Origin of the sequence: Rhizobium mesoamericanum STM3625, assembly GCF_000312665.1 — a bacterium.
Classification (GTDB): domain Bacteria; phylum Pseudomonadota; class Alphaproteobacteria; order Rhizobiales; family Rhizobiaceae; genus Rhizobium; species Rhizobium mesoamericanum.
Genome location: NZ_HF536773.1, coordinates 1009826 through 1025935, shown reverse-complemented (window position 1 = coordinate 1025935; position 16110 = coordinate 1009826). Strand labels below are relative to the sequence as shown.

Genomic DNA, 16110 nt, shown 5'->3' with positions numbered 1-16110 from the left:
ACGCGAGCACTCAATGCCACTGAAAAAGCTTTGGACGATGTCATTGGGTGCGATGCTGTTGCTCAACAGCGTTGCGCTTGCCGCCGATATGGCACGCACGGTCACTCCTGACGCCAAAAAGATCGAGACGGAGAGCGGTTGGACTTTTGTCTTCGCACCTTATTTCTGGGGCGCGGGGCTATCGGGTCAGGTGGCCCAGTTCGGCCTGCCGGCGGTTCACGTGGATGCGTCCTTCAGTGAAATCTGGGACCATCTCGACTTTGGTGCCATGGCCATAGGGGAAGCTCGCTACGACCGATACTCTATTTTCGCCGACGTTTTCTACACAAAGATATCCGGCCGGAAAGCAACACCCTTTGGCGTTCTGGCCGATGACGGGAAGCTCGAGACTGAAGCTTTCAGCGGGCTCATCGGCGTTGGATATTCGATGCTGGAAGATACGACCGGCCAGCTTGACCTTGTGGGCGGCGCGCGGGTCTGGTCGGTCGACACGACCATTTCGTTGCAGGGCGGCCTCCTCGACGGCAGATCGAGGAGCGACGGCGATACCTGGGTCGATGCAGTTGGCGGCTTCAAGGGAAGCTACTCTCTGACCCCGAACGTCTACCTCAGTGGGTGGGGTCTTGTCGGGGGAGGTGGCGCAGACCTCGACTGGGATGTCGCTGCAACTCTCGGTTACAAATTCAATGAGACTGTTTCTGCTGTGGTTGGATATCGTGCCATCGGCGTCGATTTCGAGAACGATGGCTTCGAGTTCGACGTCGTCCAACAGGGGCCCATCCTCGGCTTGGTCGTTCATTTCTAGTTCGATGCCATCGGTGAGGGATTTGGTTTGGCGAATTTTTTCCAGAGCTCCGGCAGCGTCATTCCACGCTCGCTTGGCTTTCTTAGCGCAGCCCTTTTTCTAACCTTGCTCTGTGCCTGTGCAGGCCGCCCCACCGGCGTGCTCGAACCGGTAACAGCCAATTCTTCGGCAAGCCAAGTCGAGATGCTAGTTGCCACGACCCGTGCGAAAGCAAATAAGCCAGGCGAGATGTTCAGCGGCGAGCGCGCTCGCGCGCCGAACTATGCCGACATAACCGTATCAATTCCGTCAGCCAAGGCCAGAAAAGTGGGCGACGTCGCGTGGCCGCGACGGTTGCCGCCAAATCCAGCGACCGATTTTGCGACGCTGAAGGCCGAGGAAATCGACCGCCGTGCGGCAGAACAATGGCTGAGCAATCATGTGCACAAGACCTCGGACGGCAGCGTTCTGGTCTTCATACACGGGTTCAATAACCGGTTTGACGACGCGGTCTTTCGTTTCGCGCAGATCGTGCATGATTCAGGCGCACACAGTGTTCCGGTCCTCGCGACATGGCCGTCACGCGGCAAGCTGCTGGACTACGGGTACGATCGCGAAAGCACCAATTACACGAGAAACGCTGTCGAAAATTTGTTTCAATATCTGGCCCGTGATCCGCAGGTAAAGGACGTGTCGATCCTGGCCCACTCGATGGGCAATTGGCTGGCGTTGGAATCCTTACGACAAATGGCCATTCGCAACGGAGGCCTTCCAGCCAAGTTTAAGAACGTCATGTTGGCGGCGCCGGACGTCGATGTCGACGTTTTCGGCTCGCAGATCGCCGACATGGGCCGGCAAAGGCCGCGCTTCACGCTGTTCGTTTCCCGCGACGACCGCGCGCTCGCTGTCTCCCGCCGCATCTGGGGCAACGTCCCCCGATTGGGAGCAATCAATCCTGACCAGTCACCTTATCGGGAGACTTTGGAAGCCAACAAGATCACCGTTATCGATCTGACGAAGCTTAAGGAGGGAGATAGTCTTCACCACACCAAATTCGCCGAGTCCCCCGAGATTGTCCAACTGATCGGCAAGCGCCTGTCAGACGGACAAACCCTGACCGACAGCAGACTGGGGCTTGGCGACAATATCGTTGTGGCGACGACCGGCGCTGCGCAAACAGTGGGGACGGCCGCCGGTCTGGTCATTTCTGCTCCGGTCGCCATCGTCGACCAAAACACGCGGCAGAACTACGGCCACTATGCCCAGTCGCTTGTCGTGTCTGGCAGTGAATCGAATTCGCAAGTAGCCAGGAGCAGGTGTGATCCCGCCAGACAGACAAAAGTCAAAAACTGCGATCGCTAGGGTGCTGCAACAATGGGTTGCGCTTGGATGAAAGCTGATCCCCACTGTCCTTGGTCAGCTGCTTGGCAATAGTGCGACGTCGCCATTGGTCAACAGACCAGAAAAACAAACACTGCTGAGCTACGCGGCCACCCTCGCGATCAACCTTCCAAGGTGAGCTCAAGATAGGAGATGTGATGCTGAACGAAGTTACAACTGCCGAACAGATCTCTCGCGTGATTTCGCAAGCGACTGCCCCAGCCTTTCTATTGGGTGCGGTTGCAGCATTCATCTCGGTTCTGATCACGCGCATGAACCGCATCGCGGATCGCAGCAATGTCTTAAGCGCCTTTCCCGAAGGGGACATGAGCCGCAGCCACCTTCAGGTCGTTCTTCCAAGGTTGAAACGGCGTGCGAGGTTGCTCAACAAGGCGATTGAGTTTGCCGTGACGAGCGGGATATGCACGACAGTGCTTGTCATATTGGCTTTTGCCAGCTCTCTTCTCAACCTCAAGCATGAATACGGCGCGGCGGTCATGTTCTCGATAGCGCTTCTATTCTTCGCCGCCTCCCTGGTTACATTGCTGTTGGAAGTGCGGGCCGCGCTCCACGACCTCGATTTCTATGTGTAGGCGACGTCGGAGGTCCCAGATGGAAGAGGGCTGTATTAGAACTACTGGGGGATCTGGGCGCAGCATTGCGGTAAATGTTCGAAATCTACAGGAGACCCTCAACGTCAGGGAGATCGACCGGGGTAGCCTTCCGTCAAGAATAGCAGCCATTAACCTTGGAAACGGGTTCACAGCCTCCAGCTCGGAGAATTGGCGCATCCTATTCAGGCCAAGAGCAAAGCACACTCGGCGGTATCAAAATTAATGCCACCGTGACCGCCAAAATAGATGGTACCGGTGTTACTGTTTTGGGAGGATCATGGGAACAAGCCGCTCCTGACCCCTATAATTTTCAGCGTTTGTGGTCCCGGAATGAACCGTGAGCAGGGATAGAATGTTAAAAGGTCGGCACCTGCGGTGACTTACCTATTCGTGAGATGGGCCGACGGTTCGATTCCGTTCAAGAGCAAAAGGCTAAAAGGGCGCAACGTCAACGCTGCCGGCTGGCCGAATTTGGATCAATACTGGCGCGAACTGATCGCCGTCGCACAAACGGACATTCCAACTTTCCCGCCACAAAATCGAAATAGCTTGGTCGACGGTTCGAATCTGTTCAACTGCCCAAGACATTGAATGACCGGGTTTCAGGTTCTGCTCCGACTAACGCGAAGGGCACTGCAATCGAATCCTGAGAAACATCAAGACCGATCTCCTTTAGCTGCTTTGAAAGTTCCAAAGGCGGGCCGGAGCCGGGCCGGAGCCCGCCTCTTTACCGGTTTAAGCCGCTCGTTTCAGCGCATCGCCGATTGTCGAGACGATCGTGTCGATCTGGTCCTTCTCGACAATGAGCGGGGGCGACAGCGCGATGATGTCACCGGTGACACGGATGAGCAGTCCCTTGTTGAAGCAATCGACGAAGACGTCATAGGCGCGGGCTCCCGGCGCTATGGCTCTCGGCGCCAGCTCGACCGCGCCGACCAGCCCGAGGTTGCGAATATCGACGACATGGGGCAGGCCCTTCAGCGAATGCAGAGCCTCCTGCCAATAGTCGGCCAAATCCGCTGCCCGGGTGAGAAGGCCTTCCTCCTCGTAGATTTCCATCGTCGCAAGACCTGCGGCGCAGGCGACCGGGTGGCCGGAATAGGTATAGCCGTGAAAAAGTTCGATCGCGTTGTCCGGCCCGACCATCAGGCCGTCATGGATCTTGCGGCTGGCAAAGACCGCGCCCATGGGGATCGCGCCGTTGGTGAGGCCCTTTGCCGTGGTGACGAGATCGGGAACGACGCCGAAATAATTTACCGCGAACGGCGTGCCGAGACGGCCGAAACCGGTGATGACCTCGTCGAAGATCAAGAGGATGCCGTACTTGTCGGCAATCACCCGCAGCTTCTCGAGATAGCCTTTCGGCGGCAGGATCACGCCCGCCGATCCCGACATCGGCTCGACGATGACGGCTGCGATGGTTTCGGCGCCATGCAACTGCACCAGGCGTTCAAGATCGTCGGCAAGTTCCACGCCGTGAGCAGGAAGGCCCTTGGAAAAGGCATTGCGCTCGACATCGAGCGTATGGCGCATATGATCGGCCGGTATCTGCGGGAAGACCCGGCGGTTGTTGACGAGACCGCCGACAGAAATGCCACCGAATCCGACGCCGTGGTATCCCTTTTCGCGCCCGATAATGCGCGTGCGGGTGCCCTGGCCGATGGCGCGCTGATAAGCGATGGCGATCTTCAGCGCGGTATCGACCGATTCAGAGCCCGAGCCGGTGAAGAAGATCCTGTCGAGCTTGGCATCAGGACCACCTGGCGCATTGGCAGCCAGTTTGGCGGCGAAGTCGAAGGCAACAGGGTGGCCCATCTGGAAGGTCGGGGCATAATCGAGCGTTGCAAGCTGCCGCTCGACGGCATGGGCGATCCTCCTGCGGCCGTGGCCGGCATTGCAGCACCAGAGCCCCGCCGTGCCGTCGAGAACCTGGTTTCCGTCGATGTCCGCGTAGTACATACCGTCTGCGCCGGCGAGAAGCCGCGGCGCGGCCTTGAACTGCCGATTCGCGGTGAACGGCATCCAGAAATTTTCGAGTACGGGCGCGTTCGTCTTGCTGATCTGGTCCATTCCGGCCTCCTTTGAGATGGCGGCGAGGATGGCGATTTCTCAGCTGCAAACAAGTCCTTTTCTTTGCCGATGCAAGTCATTGAAATTTAATGTACCGCAAGATATCATTTTCGATATTCTGAACAACAGAAACGAGTCCAATGTCAGTCGATATCGGCGGCCGCCTGCGTCATCTCCGCATCGCCCACAAGCTTTCCCAGCGCGAGCTTGCCAAGCGCACGGGCGTGCCCAATTCGACGATCTCGCTGATCGAATCGAACGCTTCTAATCCATCGGTCGGCGCCTTGAAGCGCGTTCTCGACGGCATTCCCATCGGGCTTGCGGAATTCTTCGCCTTCGAGCCCGACCGGCCGAAGAAAGCCTTTTACGCGGCTGAGGAACTGGTGGAGATCGGCAAGGGCGCCATCTCCTACAAGCAGGTCGGCGAGAGCTTGTTCGGCCGCAGCCTGCAGATCCTCAAGGAATGCTACCAGCCGGGGGCCGACACCGGAAAGGTGCCGCTTGTTCACGAAGGCGAGGAGGGCGGGGTCGTACTTTCGGGAAGGCTCGAGGTGACTGTTGACGACGAGCGGCGCATCCTCGGACCAGGGGACGCCTATTATTTTGAAAGCAGGCGTCCGCACCGCTTCCGCTGCGTCGGACCGGTGCCCTGTGAAGTCATCAGCGCCTGCACGCCGCCGACGTTTTAGTTCCTGCCCTCGATGCGTGCGAGCACGCCGTCGAGGGCAGCGGTCAAAGCGGCGATGCCGCCCTTCTTTTCGAAGTCTGAAAGAACCTGTTCGTTCAGTCCGCCCTTGGTCGCGAATTCGCTGCTCAGCGTGCTGAACGGTTCGGCGCCGGGACCGGTTGCCTTCTGCGCGAGGCTGGCAAAGAGCGGGGCGATGTAGGCATGGCCCTTGGCCCTTTCGAGGCCGCGCTTTTCCAGCCAGCCGGCAACCGTCTCCATAATTCCGAAATAGGTCGACATCATCGAACTCGCGGCTGAAATAAGATCGTACTCCTTCCTCGACTCGCAGTGGACGACCCCTCCGAGCGTGTCGAACAGCGCAGCAACCGCGTCATCAGCCGGATAGACGGCGGTCGCGCCCTGCCGTTTCGCGACGAAGGGCAGGGGGATCGCCTGGACGAGATGCACGTCTGCGCCGATCCAGTCGATGAGGGCCTGCCGTTCCGTCGCCGCGACGACGCTGACGACCCTCTGGCCATTCCTAAAGGAAAGCGCGCGGACGACATCCTCGGCGACCTGAGGCCTGATCGCCAAGAACACCATGTCGCTGCGATCGACGACCTCCTGATTGTCCCTGGCAATCCGGACAGCGGCGAATTCGCTTGCCAGAGTTTCTGCAATGTGTGCGCTTCGTGGAGAGACGTGAATCTCTAAGGCATAGGCCGGTCAGCGAGAAGCCCGCGAATCATGGCCTCGGTGATGACGCCGGTCCCGACGAATCCGATGCTTTTAACGTTCACCTGATCACTCCGCGGCTCTAAGCGGTCCTAGCGCGACATCTGTCGTGTAGGTTTCGCGCATGAAGTTGATGAAATTGTCCTGGAACTGGCGCGTATGGGCGTGGGCGAGCTCATCGGCGAGATCCACATTCCTTGTCCCTGATGGCATTCAGGCGATCGTGTGTCAACGAGCAGGGCGCGGCTGTGTACGTGAACCAAATTGCTTTAGTTCCACATCGAGAAACCGCTTGCGCCCAAGGTGTCCCGAACCCTCTTGAATGTCGGCTGCGATTGCGGCCGTGAGCGCAGCGGCATCCTGTTGGCGAATGGCTTCCAATGCTTCGGCATGACGATCCACGCGGTAGCTTTCGTCAAGATTTTCCGTTGCCTTGCGCATGAATGGGCCAAGGCGCAGCCATACGGATTCGATCAATGGCAGCAGCACGCAGACGGCGTGGCCTCGTAAAGGCAGCGGTGGAAAGTGAAGTTCCTCTCGATGCCGAGTTCGATGTTGCCGGCACCGTACGCGGCGTCGATCTCGGCATCAAGTTGCTGCAGGCGCGCAAGGCAGAGATAATCGACGAATGGCATTGCGCGCTCGGCTGCGATCGTCTCGAGCGAGACACGCACAGTAATGATTTCATCGAATTTGTGGGGTCAATGTCGGGCACCCGAACGCGGCGGTTATCAAGACTTTCGAGGACGCCGTCGGCAACGAGCCGATGAAGGGCTTCTAGCACAGGCATGGCGCTCACTTCCAGCATTTCGGCGATACCCTGGATCGTGATCGGCAGCCCGGGTGGAAATTGGCCGGTCATGATCGCATGGCGCAGACTGCGATAGACCCATTGCTTGATGGACTCTGTCGGGCGTTTGCCTTCCGAAACCAATTTGATTGCGCCGTCTTTCACTGAACCAAATCCTTTCAACGTTGACGGATGCTTTCCGGAGAATGCGACCGTAGCGGATGCATGGCTCATCACCGGCTCCAGGTTCGGCGTCTGCGAGTCGCATTCCTGGATCGCCCCACTGGAAGACCTTGTCCGCGAGATCTATGCGAAGCGCCTTCCTTTGGTCGGCATCTGTTTCGGCCACCAGATCATCGCGCAGGCGCTTGGCGGAAGGGTCGAGAAATATGGTGATGGGTGGTCGGTCGGCCCGGTCCAATATCACCGGCACGATCTCGGCAAGACGCAGACGCTGCTCGCCTGGCATCAGGACCAGGTTGTCGATCCGCCGCCCGGGGTGGAAGTCATCGGTTCAAGCTCGTTCTGCGCCAACGCGATGCTTCGCTATGACGACCGCGCGCTCACCTATCAACCGCATCCCGAATTCGCGCCGGCGTTTTTCGATGACCTCATGGCGAAGCGCGGGGGCGTCCTGCCGATTGAGCTACGGCGCAACGTTGCCGCCCCGGCCGGCGTTTCATTGGCGCGGACCGAAATTGCAAGCGAGATCGCGGAATTCCTGATCCGCCGCGGTTAGGCTGTACCGTATCGGCGACCGAGCGCTCCCATTCGCCCAGCGTATTAAAGGGCGCATGAGTATTACAAGTCTCCGGGGCTTCAGCCCCTCGAGGCTTTTGCAGTGACGCTGCACGCCGTCAACCGCGCAGGCTCGCTGATGGGGCATATGTGTGCTCGTGATGGGCTGCGGTCCGATCGGTGCACTCGCCATTATTGCCGAAAGGGGGCGCACGACCATCCTTCGCATTCCAATGCTCTTTTCCTCAATCCAATAGCGCAACAGTACTTCGCCACAGATTTCGCCGATATCCCTCGTGCCCGGTGGACGGCCTTCGAGCGCAAGCCTTGCTGCCGCCTGTTGGAAGGCTGCGTTTAGAGGAGCTGCGATCCCATGGAGGCGGGCCAGCCTGACGATTTCGCCATTCAAGTAATCGACCTCGCTTGAGGTGCCACGGGTGAAACTTTGCCAGGTCGATTGCTGGCCGGGCCTTATGCCGCTCTCGGGTGCGATCCGCCAGGACGAGATGTCGATCCTCCATTCCGAAGGTGCGGCCGGATCATAGCCGGCAGCCACGAGAACAGCGCGTGCCTCTTTTGCCAGGCTGGCTGCCGCTTTAGAACAAAGCTCGGGAGAACCGGCGAATAGTTCGACCACATTGGTGACGTTGTGCTCCAGCTTGGCAGCCTTCCATCGGCGGATGTCCGGACGCGCCTCGGCCAGAAAGCCGGCCGTCGTAAGATCCGCGACGATCGAGAGGGCCGTATCGTCGAGCCCTGCAGGGTAGCATCCAAGGGCGACGATGCCGACATTCGGCTCACCCCCGACCACGACCTCGCCGGTGACCGTGTATCGCGCCGGAATGCGAATACTGGCCGCATAGACTCGATCAAAGCGCCGCAGAGCGATATCTTCCGCAGCCAGTCCATTTTGCAGCGTCACCAGCGGCAGTTCTGATGCGAAGCGTGACCTCTCGACATTGCGCCAGGCCCAGAACTCGGTCGTGGCCTCGACATCCTGCGCCTTGACCGCAAGGATGAGGATATCACCTCGCCGGAGCGCCGGCGGTGCGGCCGTATCGGCGGTGTTGAGCCGCACGGCCCTGTTTTCCGCTGCACGGCGATAGGAAAGACCGTGCCTGGCAATATGTGCGATCTGGGCGCCGCGCCCGACCAAGACATAGGGGATGGCGTGCATTTCGAACTCGGCCGCAAGGCTTGCGCCGACCGCACCGGCACCGATGATGATGTAGCGTGTCATGATCAGGCCGTTTTCAATACGGTGAGATTGAGCGGAGGAGCCGACGGTGCGTGTTTTTCGCTCTTCCAGCGTTCGAAGGCTGCGCGCCCGAGGATGGAGATGCACGTGTCCTCCTGCGGGGCATGGACAAGCACCGACTGAATGTCGCGGAAGTGTCGCTCCAGCCCTAGCTCGTTTCCGAGACCGGGATTACCGATCCCGCGAACAGCAACCTGAACCGCGTCGCGCAGTTGCCGTCCTGCGATCAACCGAGCCCTTATGTGCTTCTCCGCATCGGCATGTTTGTCTTTCAGGGCATCGAAAATGATCTGCCGCGCACCGGAAACCAGCAGATCGATCTCGCCGGAGAGTGTCACGAAGCGTTCCGTGCGTGCAATCGGATGACCAAGATTGCTCGGAATCCGCTCGTGGGCAAAGCGGATGAACGCTTCCTGAGCGGCTTCGGCCACTCCGAGATAGAGCGCAGTCAGCGCCAGCGTGATTGCTGCGTGCGCGCGATTGTCCTGCTGTGCAACAGACGGATCGACGAGATCGATAACGTTCTCGAGTGGGATCTCGACATCGGTATATTCGACGTCGTGAGAGCCGGAGGCGCGCATGCCAAGGCTGTTCCAGTTCTCGATTACGCGAATGCCTGGGAGCTTGTTCGGCACGACAAATGTTCCGACGCGGGCCGGTGCTTCATCGGTGTGCGCCCAGACCAAAAAATGCGTCAGGCCGTGGGCACCGGTGACAAACCGCTTGCGACCGGTGATCGACCATCCCGAGGCGGTGCGGCGGGCGAGCGTCGCCGGCAGGCCGCCGCGGGCGGGCGAACCAAGGTCCGGCTCGACGCGCGCTGCGTTGATGAGCAGCGGATGCTCTTTGGCCTGCGTGAGCAGGCGCTTATAGAGATCCTCCGGCCAATGGCTTTTCGTTGCCTGACCGAGGTGGCTAAAGATCGTCATGGCGCTGATGAGCGCGACCGACGGATCACCCCGACCGAGCGCCGCGAGGATCGTCGCGACCTCGTATAGGGTTGCGCCGGCGCCTCCATATCTCGACGCGACGGTGCTTTCGAGCAGGCCGTTTTCATGAACCGCACGGATGCCTACCCATGGGAAGTCCCCCGTTCGGTCAGCCTCGGGGGCAGCGTCTGCAAGAGCACGCGTCGTCGTTCTCAGCAGGCTTGGATCGAAAGGCGTCTCATGGGCGATCATCAGGCTGCGGCCTTCTTCTTAGCCTCTTCCCGTTCACGTATGCCCTCGCGCACCAGCGGCAGGATGTAGCGGCCGTAGTCGACGGCATCGTTGAAGTTATCATAGCCGCGGATAGAGATCAGGTCGGCGCCGAGGTCGATATAGTCGAGGATCGAATCGGCAATCGTGCGCGGCGATCCGACGAGCGCGGTGGTTGCCCCGGAAGCATTGGTCGCCGTGACGGTCGGATACCATAGGGCGCGATCATGGACGTCGCCGCGTGCAGCAATGTCGAGAAGCCGCTGCGATCCGACATTGGCGGGACGAGGGGCGGTGGGCGGCGCGCGATGAAGGCCCCTTTCCCGGTTGTCCTTAAGGCGGTCAAGGACCCGGTGAGCCTTTTCCCAGGCGAGCTCGTCGGTTTCCGCAACGATTGGACGGAACGTCACCCAGATCCGAGGCCGGTCGTCCCTGCCGGCCTTTGCTGCCTCCGCGTATATTCGCTCGATCTGCTGCTTGGTTTCCGCCAGAGGCTCGCCCCACAGTCCGAATATGTCGCAGAGAGAGCCGCCGATGCGGTAGGCGGCGTCCGATGACCCGCCGAGCGAGATGGGGATCAGCCCGTGCGTCGGGCGGACGGCACTGCGGAACTGCTTGAACTGATAGTATTTGCCGTCGAAATCGAAGGGCTCCGTTGAACTCCATGCGAGCCGCAGGATGCGGATATATTCCTCCTGCCGCTCGTAGCGCTGCTCCTTGTTGAGGAAGTCCCCCTCGCGCGCCTGCTCGTCATCGCTGCCGCCGGCAATGAAATGGACGACCACGCGCCCGCCGCTCAACTGGTCAAGTGTGGCCAGCGATTTGGCAGCGACTGTCGGGTAGACGGTGTTAGGCCTGAGCGCGACGATGATCTTGATGTTCTTCGTATGCGCAAGGACGGTGGCGCCAATGGTGAAGGGGTCAAAGGAGGAGGACGAGTAGGGGATAAGCGTATAGTTGAAGCCGTAGTCATCGAGGGCGCGCGCATAGCGCTCGAGATAGCGGGGATCGACCGGAGCGTCCGGAATGGGATTGAGGTCGTTCGAGGCGTTGGGAAAGCTAACGCTGATGAATTCCGCGGACATGGGAGCTCCTCTGGTTGTCGAATGCTGGACGAAAGTTAGGCGACGGCTAAGGTGTAAGGAAGACAGGTCTTTCTATTTCCATTGAAACTATAGAAAATATTGACTAATCGGCTAAAGCTCTGGTGAGCGACTGCCTTACCAGTCGGGAGACCAGCCTAGGCTTGGAGCGACGGTTGCGGTAAGATCGGCGAGCAGGCGGATGTTCTCGGCCAGGCCGAAGGCAGGTGGCAAAAAGAGGACGACCTCATCGGCCGCGGCAAGCCCGGGATCACTAAGCACCGCTTCGATTACTTGGTCCGGCGTGCCGTGGAAGACGGGTGAGATCTGGCTTCCCGGCGGCTGGTTGGTCCGCGCGCTAGGCTCAAGCGCGCCCTTTGGCCGTGACGCTGCGATGCCTTGGGTGCGTCGTTCGAGATCATAGGCGGCGTATTTTTCGCGAAGTTCCGGCGTGGTGCCAACCAGTATCGACGCCGCCACGGCGACAGGCGGCGGCTCGCTTGCCCGTTCCCTCCGCCAGGTGGCTCGGAAAGCCTCGATGCAGCGAGCCTGATAGTCTCCGAAGCTCTCACCCTCGGCGTGGTCATGCTGTACGGTCCCGGCGATCAGTCCGATGCCGAGTTCAGCTGCTTGTATCGCCGATCCAAGGCTAGCGGAACCCTGTCTGATGCGCGAGCGAAGGGTCGGACTGTGCGGCGTCACCCTCAGTTGGCTGCCTTCAGCGGCACCCTGGTCGGATTCCGCGACGACGTGCAGGACTTCGCCGGAGATTGCAGAAAGAAAACGGGCCTGACGGCGCTTGGCTTCCGTCCGGGCATCGGTTTCGACCGTGCCGAAGACGGCATCGAAGGCGGCGTTGGAGCCGGTCGAGATTGCCAGTTCCAGCCGTCCGCCGATCAGGAGATCTGTCGTACCTGCCGCTTCCGCCAGCAGGATGGGGTCCTGATAGCGCATCGGAATGACGGCCGAGCCCAGCACGATATGGCTGGTATGCTGGCCGGCTGCGGCAAAGAAGGGAAGCGGCGAGGACAGATAATGGTCGAAATGGCGTTGATAGGCCCAACCCGACTGGTAGCCCAGACGTTCTGCCGCCTTGAAAAGTTCGATGCCCTCCCGCAAGCCGTGAGCCGGGCCGACCTCGTCGTTGAACGAGACGCGTGTGTTGAAGCCAAGACGCTTCTTCGGACGTAATGCCGCGGACGGTGCCGCGGCGGGGGCGGTGACGGTCATGCGATCCTTTCCTCGTTTAAGATCTGTCGCTGCTGCAAGGGCTGGGCGCGTGCGGAACGCGCGGAACCCGACGGGATCGATTCCAGCAACGAGCGCGTATACGGCTGGTGGGGGGTGTCGAAGATCTCGCCGGTGGTGCCGTGCTCGACAATGCGTCCGCGTTGCATGACGGAGACTGTGTGGGCAAGCTGGCGCACGAGCGCCAGATCATGCGACACGAAGATATAGGTAAGACCAAGCTTGACCTGCAGCGACAGCAGCAGTTCGACAATATCGGCCTGAACGCTGACGTCCAGCGCCGAGGTGGGTTCGTCAAATACGATCACATCAGGTTTCAGGACGAGTGCGCGCGCAATGGCAACGCGCTGGCGCTGCCCGCCAGATAAGGCGGAAGGCTTGCGGGACAAGAGATGCTCCCCCAGCCCGACATCTACAAACGCCTTGCGCACCGCAAGCGCCCGCTCCTGATGCGTCCCGATGTTGAAGCGGTCCAGCGGCTCGCGCACGAGCCTCTCGACGTTCCAGGTCGGATCGAGCGATGTGAATGGGTTTTGGTAGACGAGCTGCAGCTGGCGCCAGACAGAGCGCAGCTGTTCGGGTGACTTGCCGTTGACCTGTTCGCCGCCCACCGTGATCTTCCCGGAATCAGGCTGCTCAAGCCCAAGCAGAAGCCGGATCGCTGTTGTCTTTCCCGATCCGGATTCGCCGACCAGCGCATGCGTCGTTCCCGCCTGAACGTCGAACGAGATGTCGTTGACGGCGGTCAGAACTTTGCCGTCGACGGTGAAGTTCTTCGTCAAGCCGGCAACTTCGATCTTCGGTGTCTTCTCGCGCCTGCCGCCAAGACGCTGGAAACCAGGCTCTCGCAACAGCCGGTACCGGTCGGGGTTGAGTGCCGGCACGTCGGCATGGAGCTTTCTGGCGTAGGACGAGGAAGGGGCGGAAAATATCGTAGCAGTGCTGCCGGCTTCCTGGATGGCGCCGTCCTTGAGGACCACGATGGAATCTGCGCGCTCTGCTGCGATCGCTAGATCGTGGGTGATCAGGAGAAGGCCGATCTGCAGTTCCTGCTGCAACGCCGACAACAGGTCGAGAATACGCTTCTGGATCGTCACATCGAGCGCGGAGGTCGGCTCGTCCGCGACCAGCAGCGAAGGGCGCGGCAGAACGGCCAGACCGATCAACACGCGCTGAAGCATTCCGCCGGAAAGCTGATGCGGATAGGAGTCATAGACACGCCGCGGATTGTCGAGCCCGACCTGCGCGAATGTCTCCAGAACGAACGTTTTGCGAAGCGCCTTGTCCGGTTCGTCCAGCAGTGCGGCCGCTTCCATTGCCTGCGCGCCGATCGTGCGGACGGGGTTCAGGGAGTTGCTTGGGTCCTGCGGCACGAAGCCGATCCTGCGTCCTCTGAACGTGCGAAAGCGGCGATCCGGAAGCCCCAGTAGCTCCCGGCCCTCGAATTCGACGCGGCCGGTGGCGTGTCCCGTTGCGGGAAGCAGTCGCAGGACGGCGCGAGCGATGGTCGACTTGCCTGATCCGGATTCGCCAATCAGCGCGAGCCCTTTGCCGCGTCCGAGTTCGAAGCCGACATTGCTCACGACCCTGTGGGTGCCGTAGGCGACCGACAATCCTTCGGCCCGCAGCAGTGGGGTCGACGGTCGGTTTGAAAGCGTCGTCAGTCTGTCTTGCGGAGCCATCGGCTGATCCTGTTTACAGAGAGGACTGTTGCGATCGTGACGAGGGCCGGGGCATAAACCAGCCAGGGCCATTTGAGGTAGTCCTTGCCGATCGAGACCAGCAGGCCCCAGTCGGAGGCCGGCGGCGGGTCGCCGTAGCCAAGGAAGGCAAGGCTGGCGATCACCAGAATGGAATCGCCGAATTGCAAGACGGCAAGCGGCAGCACCGATCGCGATGCGTTCGGAAGCACGTGCCGCCACAGAATGTGCCAGCGCGAGCCACCGAGAAGGAAGGACGATTCGACGAATGTTGCCTGCCGGGTCTTGATGACTTCTGAGCGCATCACCCGCGCAAACAGTGCAACGGCGGAGACGCCCGTCGCGATTGCCGCATTCGTTGTGTCGAAACCGACTGCGGTGACGACGATGACCGCCAGCAGGAATTTCGGGATGGCCAGCAACACATCGACGAGACGGGCAAAGACCGTGTCCACCCAGCCGCCGAAGAAGCCGGCCAGCAGTCCGACAACTCCGCCCGCGACGACGCCGATGACGACCGCAATCAATGCGCTCGCCACCGATGAGGCCGTGCCATAGACAACGCGTGCATAGAGATCGCGGCCGAGATGGTCAGTTCCGAACCAGTGTGCGGCACTTGGGCCGAGCAACTTCTGTGCGGGAGTGCCGTTCACCGGATCGTAATGGGTAAAAAATCCAGGCGCCAAGGACCAGCCGATCGCGAGAGCAACGACCAGGAAAGACAGGATGACGACTGGCGGCGCGCGCAGGCCCCTCAGACGGCCGATTGCCGTCGCACCCGGGGTGGAGGAAACAGAGGCAAGTGTCATGGGGTCACTGCCTTGGAGATGGAATGAGAACTGTCGTCAGTAGTCGTCGGGCGGCGCGCTTGCCCACCGACAAGTTTGACGCGCGGATCGAGGAGCGGGTAGGTGAGATCGGCGATCAGGTTGACGACGACAAAGACGACCGCGGCGAGAGAAACGACCGCTTGCAGAACCGGCAGGTCCTGCGTGCTGACCGACCGCTGCACCAGGCTGCCGAGGCCGTTTCGCCCAAACACCGTTTCGGTGATGAGCGAGCCCCCGAGCAATTCGCCGATCGTCAAAGCGACGACCGTGATGACCGGCAGAGATGAGGGTTTGAGCAGGTGCATGACGAAGAGCCGCATCTGGCCGAGCCCGCGTGCGCGTGCGACGGCGGCATAATCCTGGCCTGATTCGTGATCGAGATTGGCAATCAGGACTTCGGCGATCTGTGCCGAGATCGGAATGCCGAGGGCGATCGCTGCGAAAAGCGTTGCCCAGAAACTGTCGGGCTCGATGACGCGAAAGACGCCCAGCTGGAAACCGAAGAGATGGATCAGCACCAGGGCGATCACGAAGTTCGGAACCGAAAGGAACAACGACGGGAAGCCGCGGAGTAGTCCCTGGCCGAACCGCCGGGGCAGAAATTGCGTGCCGTAGGCGATGATCGCCGCCAGGAACAGCGCAACTGCGAGTCCCGCCGAGGCAAGCACGAGTGTTGACGGCAGAACCTCGCCGATCAGCGTCGCCACCGGCCGGTTCGTTCGCATCGACAGACCGAGATCGCCGGTCACGAAACCGGAAAAGGCCTTCCAAAGCTGTAGGGGGATCGGTTTATCCAGGCCCTGCGCAGCGATGATCTCCTTGATCTCATCCGGCGTGAAGCCGTTCTGGGGATTGTTCAGGACGTTCGTAATCGGGTCGCCGGGCAGGATGCTGACGACGACAAAGGTGAAGACATAAGACAGCAGGATCACGACGATTGCCTGCAGGAGCCGCTTTCCGGCATAGTCGAAATAGGCCTTGCTCATGCCCATCACCTCTGTGTCTGTTGAAAGAC

The 16110-nt window shown here is 60.4% G+C and carries 15 protein-coding genes and 3 pseudogenes; 5 read left to right on the top strand and 13 right to left on the bottom strand.

Annotated features, from left to right (window positions below; all coding sequences use genetic code 11):
- The first annotated feature begins 13 nt into the window (after positions 1 to 13).
- From BN77_RS25025 to BN77_RS25015, 3 genes are all read left to right on the top strand, one after another.
- Entirely contained in the window at positions 14 to 805 is a 792-nt protein-coding gene (locus tag BN77_RS25025; protein ID WP_040678436.1) for a hypothetical protein, read from the top strand.
- A 60-nt stretch (positions 806 to 865) separates the two neighbouring features.
- Positions 866 to 2146, top strand: coding sequence for an alpha/beta hydrolase (locus BN77_RS25020; protein WP_244426259.1), 1281 nt, complete (start codon positions 866 to 868; stop codon positions 2144 to 2146).
- 176 nt (positions 2147 to 2322) lie between these two features.
- The gene (locus BN77_RS25015; protein ID WP_007537369.1) at positions 2323 to 2757 is read left to right on the top strand and encodes a DUF2721 domain-containing protein; all 435 of its coding nucleotides are present in this window, start codon (positions 2323 to 2325) and stop codon (positions 2755 to 2757) included.
- A 756-nt stretch (positions 2758 to 3513) separates the two neighbouring features.
- On the opposite strand, the gene aptA is transcribed toward BN77_RS25015, so the two are convergent.
- A complete protein-coding gene (aptA, locus tag BN77_RS25010; protein ID WP_007537363.1) occupies positions 3514 to 4848 on the bottom strand; it encodes an omega-aminotransferase AptA in 1335 nt (444 codons plus the stop codon).
- Between the two features lie 140 nt (positions 4849 to 4988).
- Here aptA and BN77_RS25005 point away from each other — a divergent pair, with 140 nt between their 5' ends.
- Positions 4989 to 5537: a cupin domain-containing protein gene (locus BN77_RS25005; RefSeq protein ID WP_007537361.1), complete on the top strand. Its 549-nt coding sequence runs from the start codon at positions 4989 to 4991 to the stop codon at positions 5535 to 5537.
- On the opposite strand, the pseudogene BN77_RS25000 reads toward BN77_RS25005, so the two are convergent.
- The 5 genes and pseudogenes from BN77_RS25000 to BN77_RS35065 all read right to left on the bottom strand — a co-directional run.
- Positions 5534 to 6315: pseudogene (locus tag BN77_RS25000) on the bottom strand (pyrroline-5-carboxylate reductase). The gene BN77_RS25005 and the pseudogene BN77_RS25000 overlap by 4 nt on opposite strands.
- Before the next feature lie 4 nt (positions 6316 to 6319).
- Positions 6320 to 6448, bottom strand: a pseudogene (locus BN77_RS24995) (GntR family transcriptional regulator); the annotation flags it as partial.
- 30 nt (positions 6449 to 6478) lie between these two features.
- Positions 6479 to 6727, bottom strand: coding sequence for a hypothetical protein (locus tag BN77_RS34265; RefSeq protein ID WP_167540377.1), 249 nt, complete (start codon positions 6725 to 6727; stop codon positions 6479 to 6481).
- Complete coding sequence (locus BN77_RS35070) at positions 6724 to 6885, bottom strand: FCD domain-containing protein (protein WP_244426258.1); 162 nt, start codon at positions 6883 to 6885, stop codon at positions 6724 to 6726. Before BN77_RS35070 ends, BN77_RS34265 begins: the two co-directional genes overlap by 4 nt.
- A 137-nt stretch (positions 6886 to 7022) precedes the next feature.
- Positions 7023 to 7112 (bottom strand): annotated as a pseudogene (locus BN77_RS35065) (GntR family transcriptional regulator); the annotation flags it as partial.
- Positions 7113 to 7185: 73 nt separating this feature from the next.
- Between BN77_RS35065 and BN77_RS24985 the strand changes: the two are divergent.
- Entirely contained in the window at positions 7186 to 7779 is a 594-nt protein-coding gene (locus tag BN77_RS24985; RefSeq protein ID WP_051177245.1) for a type 1 glutamine amidotransferase, read from the top strand.
- Here BN77_RS24985 and BN77_RS24980 read toward each other — a convergent pair.
- From BN77_RS24980 to BN77_RS24950, 7 genes are all read right to left on the bottom strand, one after another.
- The gene (locus BN77_RS24980; protein WP_007537354.1) at positions 7720 to 9018 is read right to left on the bottom strand and encodes a ketopantoate reductase family protein; all 1299 of its coding nucleotides are present in this window, start codon (positions 9016 to 9018) and stop codon (positions 7720 to 7722) included. The genes BN77_RS24985 and BN77_RS24980 overlap by 60 nt on opposite strands.
- 2 nt (positions 9019 to 9020) lie before the next feature.
- Entirely contained in the window at positions 9021 to 10217 is a 1197-nt protein-coding gene (locus tag BN77_RS24975; RefSeq protein ID WP_007537352.1) for an acyl-CoA dehydrogenase family protein, read from the bottom strand.
- Positions 10217 to 11320 carry an LLM class flavin-dependent oxidoreductase gene (locus tag BN77_RS24970; RefSeq protein ID WP_007537349.1) on the bottom strand — a complete coding sequence of 368 codons (1104 nt, stop codon included), beginning with the start codon at positions 11318 to 11320 and terminating at the stop codon, positions 10217 to 10219. Before BN77_RS24970 ends, BN77_RS24975 begins: the two co-directional genes overlap by 1 nt.
- A 135-nt stretch (positions 11321 to 11455) precedes the next feature.
- Positions 11456 to 12547: an LLM class flavin-dependent oxidoreductase gene (locus tag BN77_RS24965; protein WP_007537346.1), complete on the bottom strand. Its 1092-nt coding sequence runs from the start codon at positions 12545 to 12547 to the stop codon at positions 11456 to 11458.
- The gene (locus BN77_RS24960; protein WP_007537344.1) at positions 12544 to 14247 is read right to left on the bottom strand and encodes an ABC transporter ATP-binding protein; all 1704 of its coding nucleotides are present in this window, start codon (positions 14245 to 14247) and stop codon (positions 12544 to 12546) included. The genes BN77_RS24965 and BN77_RS24960 overlap by 4 nt, the downstream gene beginning before the upstream one ends.
- Positions 14226 to 15074, bottom strand: a complete 849-nt coding sequence (locus BN77_RS24955) for an ABC transporter permease (protein ID WP_007537342.1) — start codon at positions 15072 to 15074, stop codon at positions 14226 to 14228. Before BN77_RS24955 ends, BN77_RS24960 begins: the two co-directional genes overlap by 22 nt.
- Complete coding sequence (locus BN77_RS24950; RefSeq protein ID WP_007537340.1) at positions 15071 to 16081, bottom strand: ABC transporter permease; 1011 nt, start codon at positions 16079 to 16081, stop codon at positions 15071 to 15073. The genes BN77_RS24955 and BN77_RS24950 overlap by 4 nt, the downstream gene beginning before the upstream one ends.
- Between the last annotated feature and the right edge of the window lie 29 nt (positions 16082 to 16110).

What these genes read in the sequence shown, in the direction of transcription:
- BN77_RS25025 (WP_040678436.1), top strand. Translation starts at nt 14, where the DNA reads ATGCCACTGAAAAAGCTTTGGACGATGTCATTGGGTGCGATGCTGTTG.
- BN77_RS25015 (WP_007537369.1), top strand. Translation starts at nt 2,323, where the DNA reads ATGCTGAACGAAGTTACAACTGCCGAACAGATCTCTCGCGTGATTTCG.
- aptA (WP_007537363.1), bottom strand. Translation starts at nt 4,848, where the DNA reads ATGGACCAGATCAGCAAGACGAACGCGCCCGTACTCGAAAATTTCTGG.
- BN77_RS25005 (WP_007537361.1), top strand. Translation starts at nt 4,989, where the DNA reads ATGTCAGTCGATATCGGCGGCCGCCTGCGTCATCTCCGCATCGCCCAC.
- BN77_RS35070 (WP_244426258.1), bottom strand. Translation starts at nt 6,885, where the DNA reads ATGCCATTCGTCGATTATCTCTGCCTTGCGCGCCTGCAGCAACTTGAT.
- BN77_RS24980 (WP_007537354.1), bottom strand. Translation starts at nt 9,018, where the DNA reads ATGACACGCTACATCATCATCGGTGCCGGTGCGGTCGGCGCAAGCCTT.
- BN77_RS24975 (WP_007537352.1), bottom strand. Translation starts at nt 10,217, where the DNA reads ATGATCGCCCATGAGACGCCTTTCGATCCAAGCCTGCTGAGAACGACG.
- BN77_RS24970 (WP_007537349.1), bottom strand. Translation starts at nt 11,320, where the DNA reads ATGTCCGCGGAATTCATCAGCGTTAGCTTTCCCAACGCCTCGAACGAC.
- BN77_RS24965 (WP_007537346.1), bottom strand. Translation starts at nt 12,547, where the DNA reads ATGACCGTCACCGCCCCCGCCGCGGCACCGTCCGCGGCATTACGTCCG.
- BN77_RS24960 (WP_007537344.1), bottom strand. Translation starts at nt 14,247, where the DNA reads ATGGCTCCGCAAGACAGACTGACGACGCTTTCAAACCGACCGTCGACC.
- BN77_RS24955 (WP_007537342.1), bottom strand. Translation starts at nt 15,074, where the DNA reads ATGACACTTGCCTCTGTTTCCTCCACCCCGGGTGCGACGGCAATCGGC.
- BN77_RS24950 (WP_007537340.1), bottom strand. Translation starts at nt 16,081, where the DNA reads ATGAGCAAGGCCTATTTCGACTATGCCGGAAAGCGGCTCCTGCAGGCA.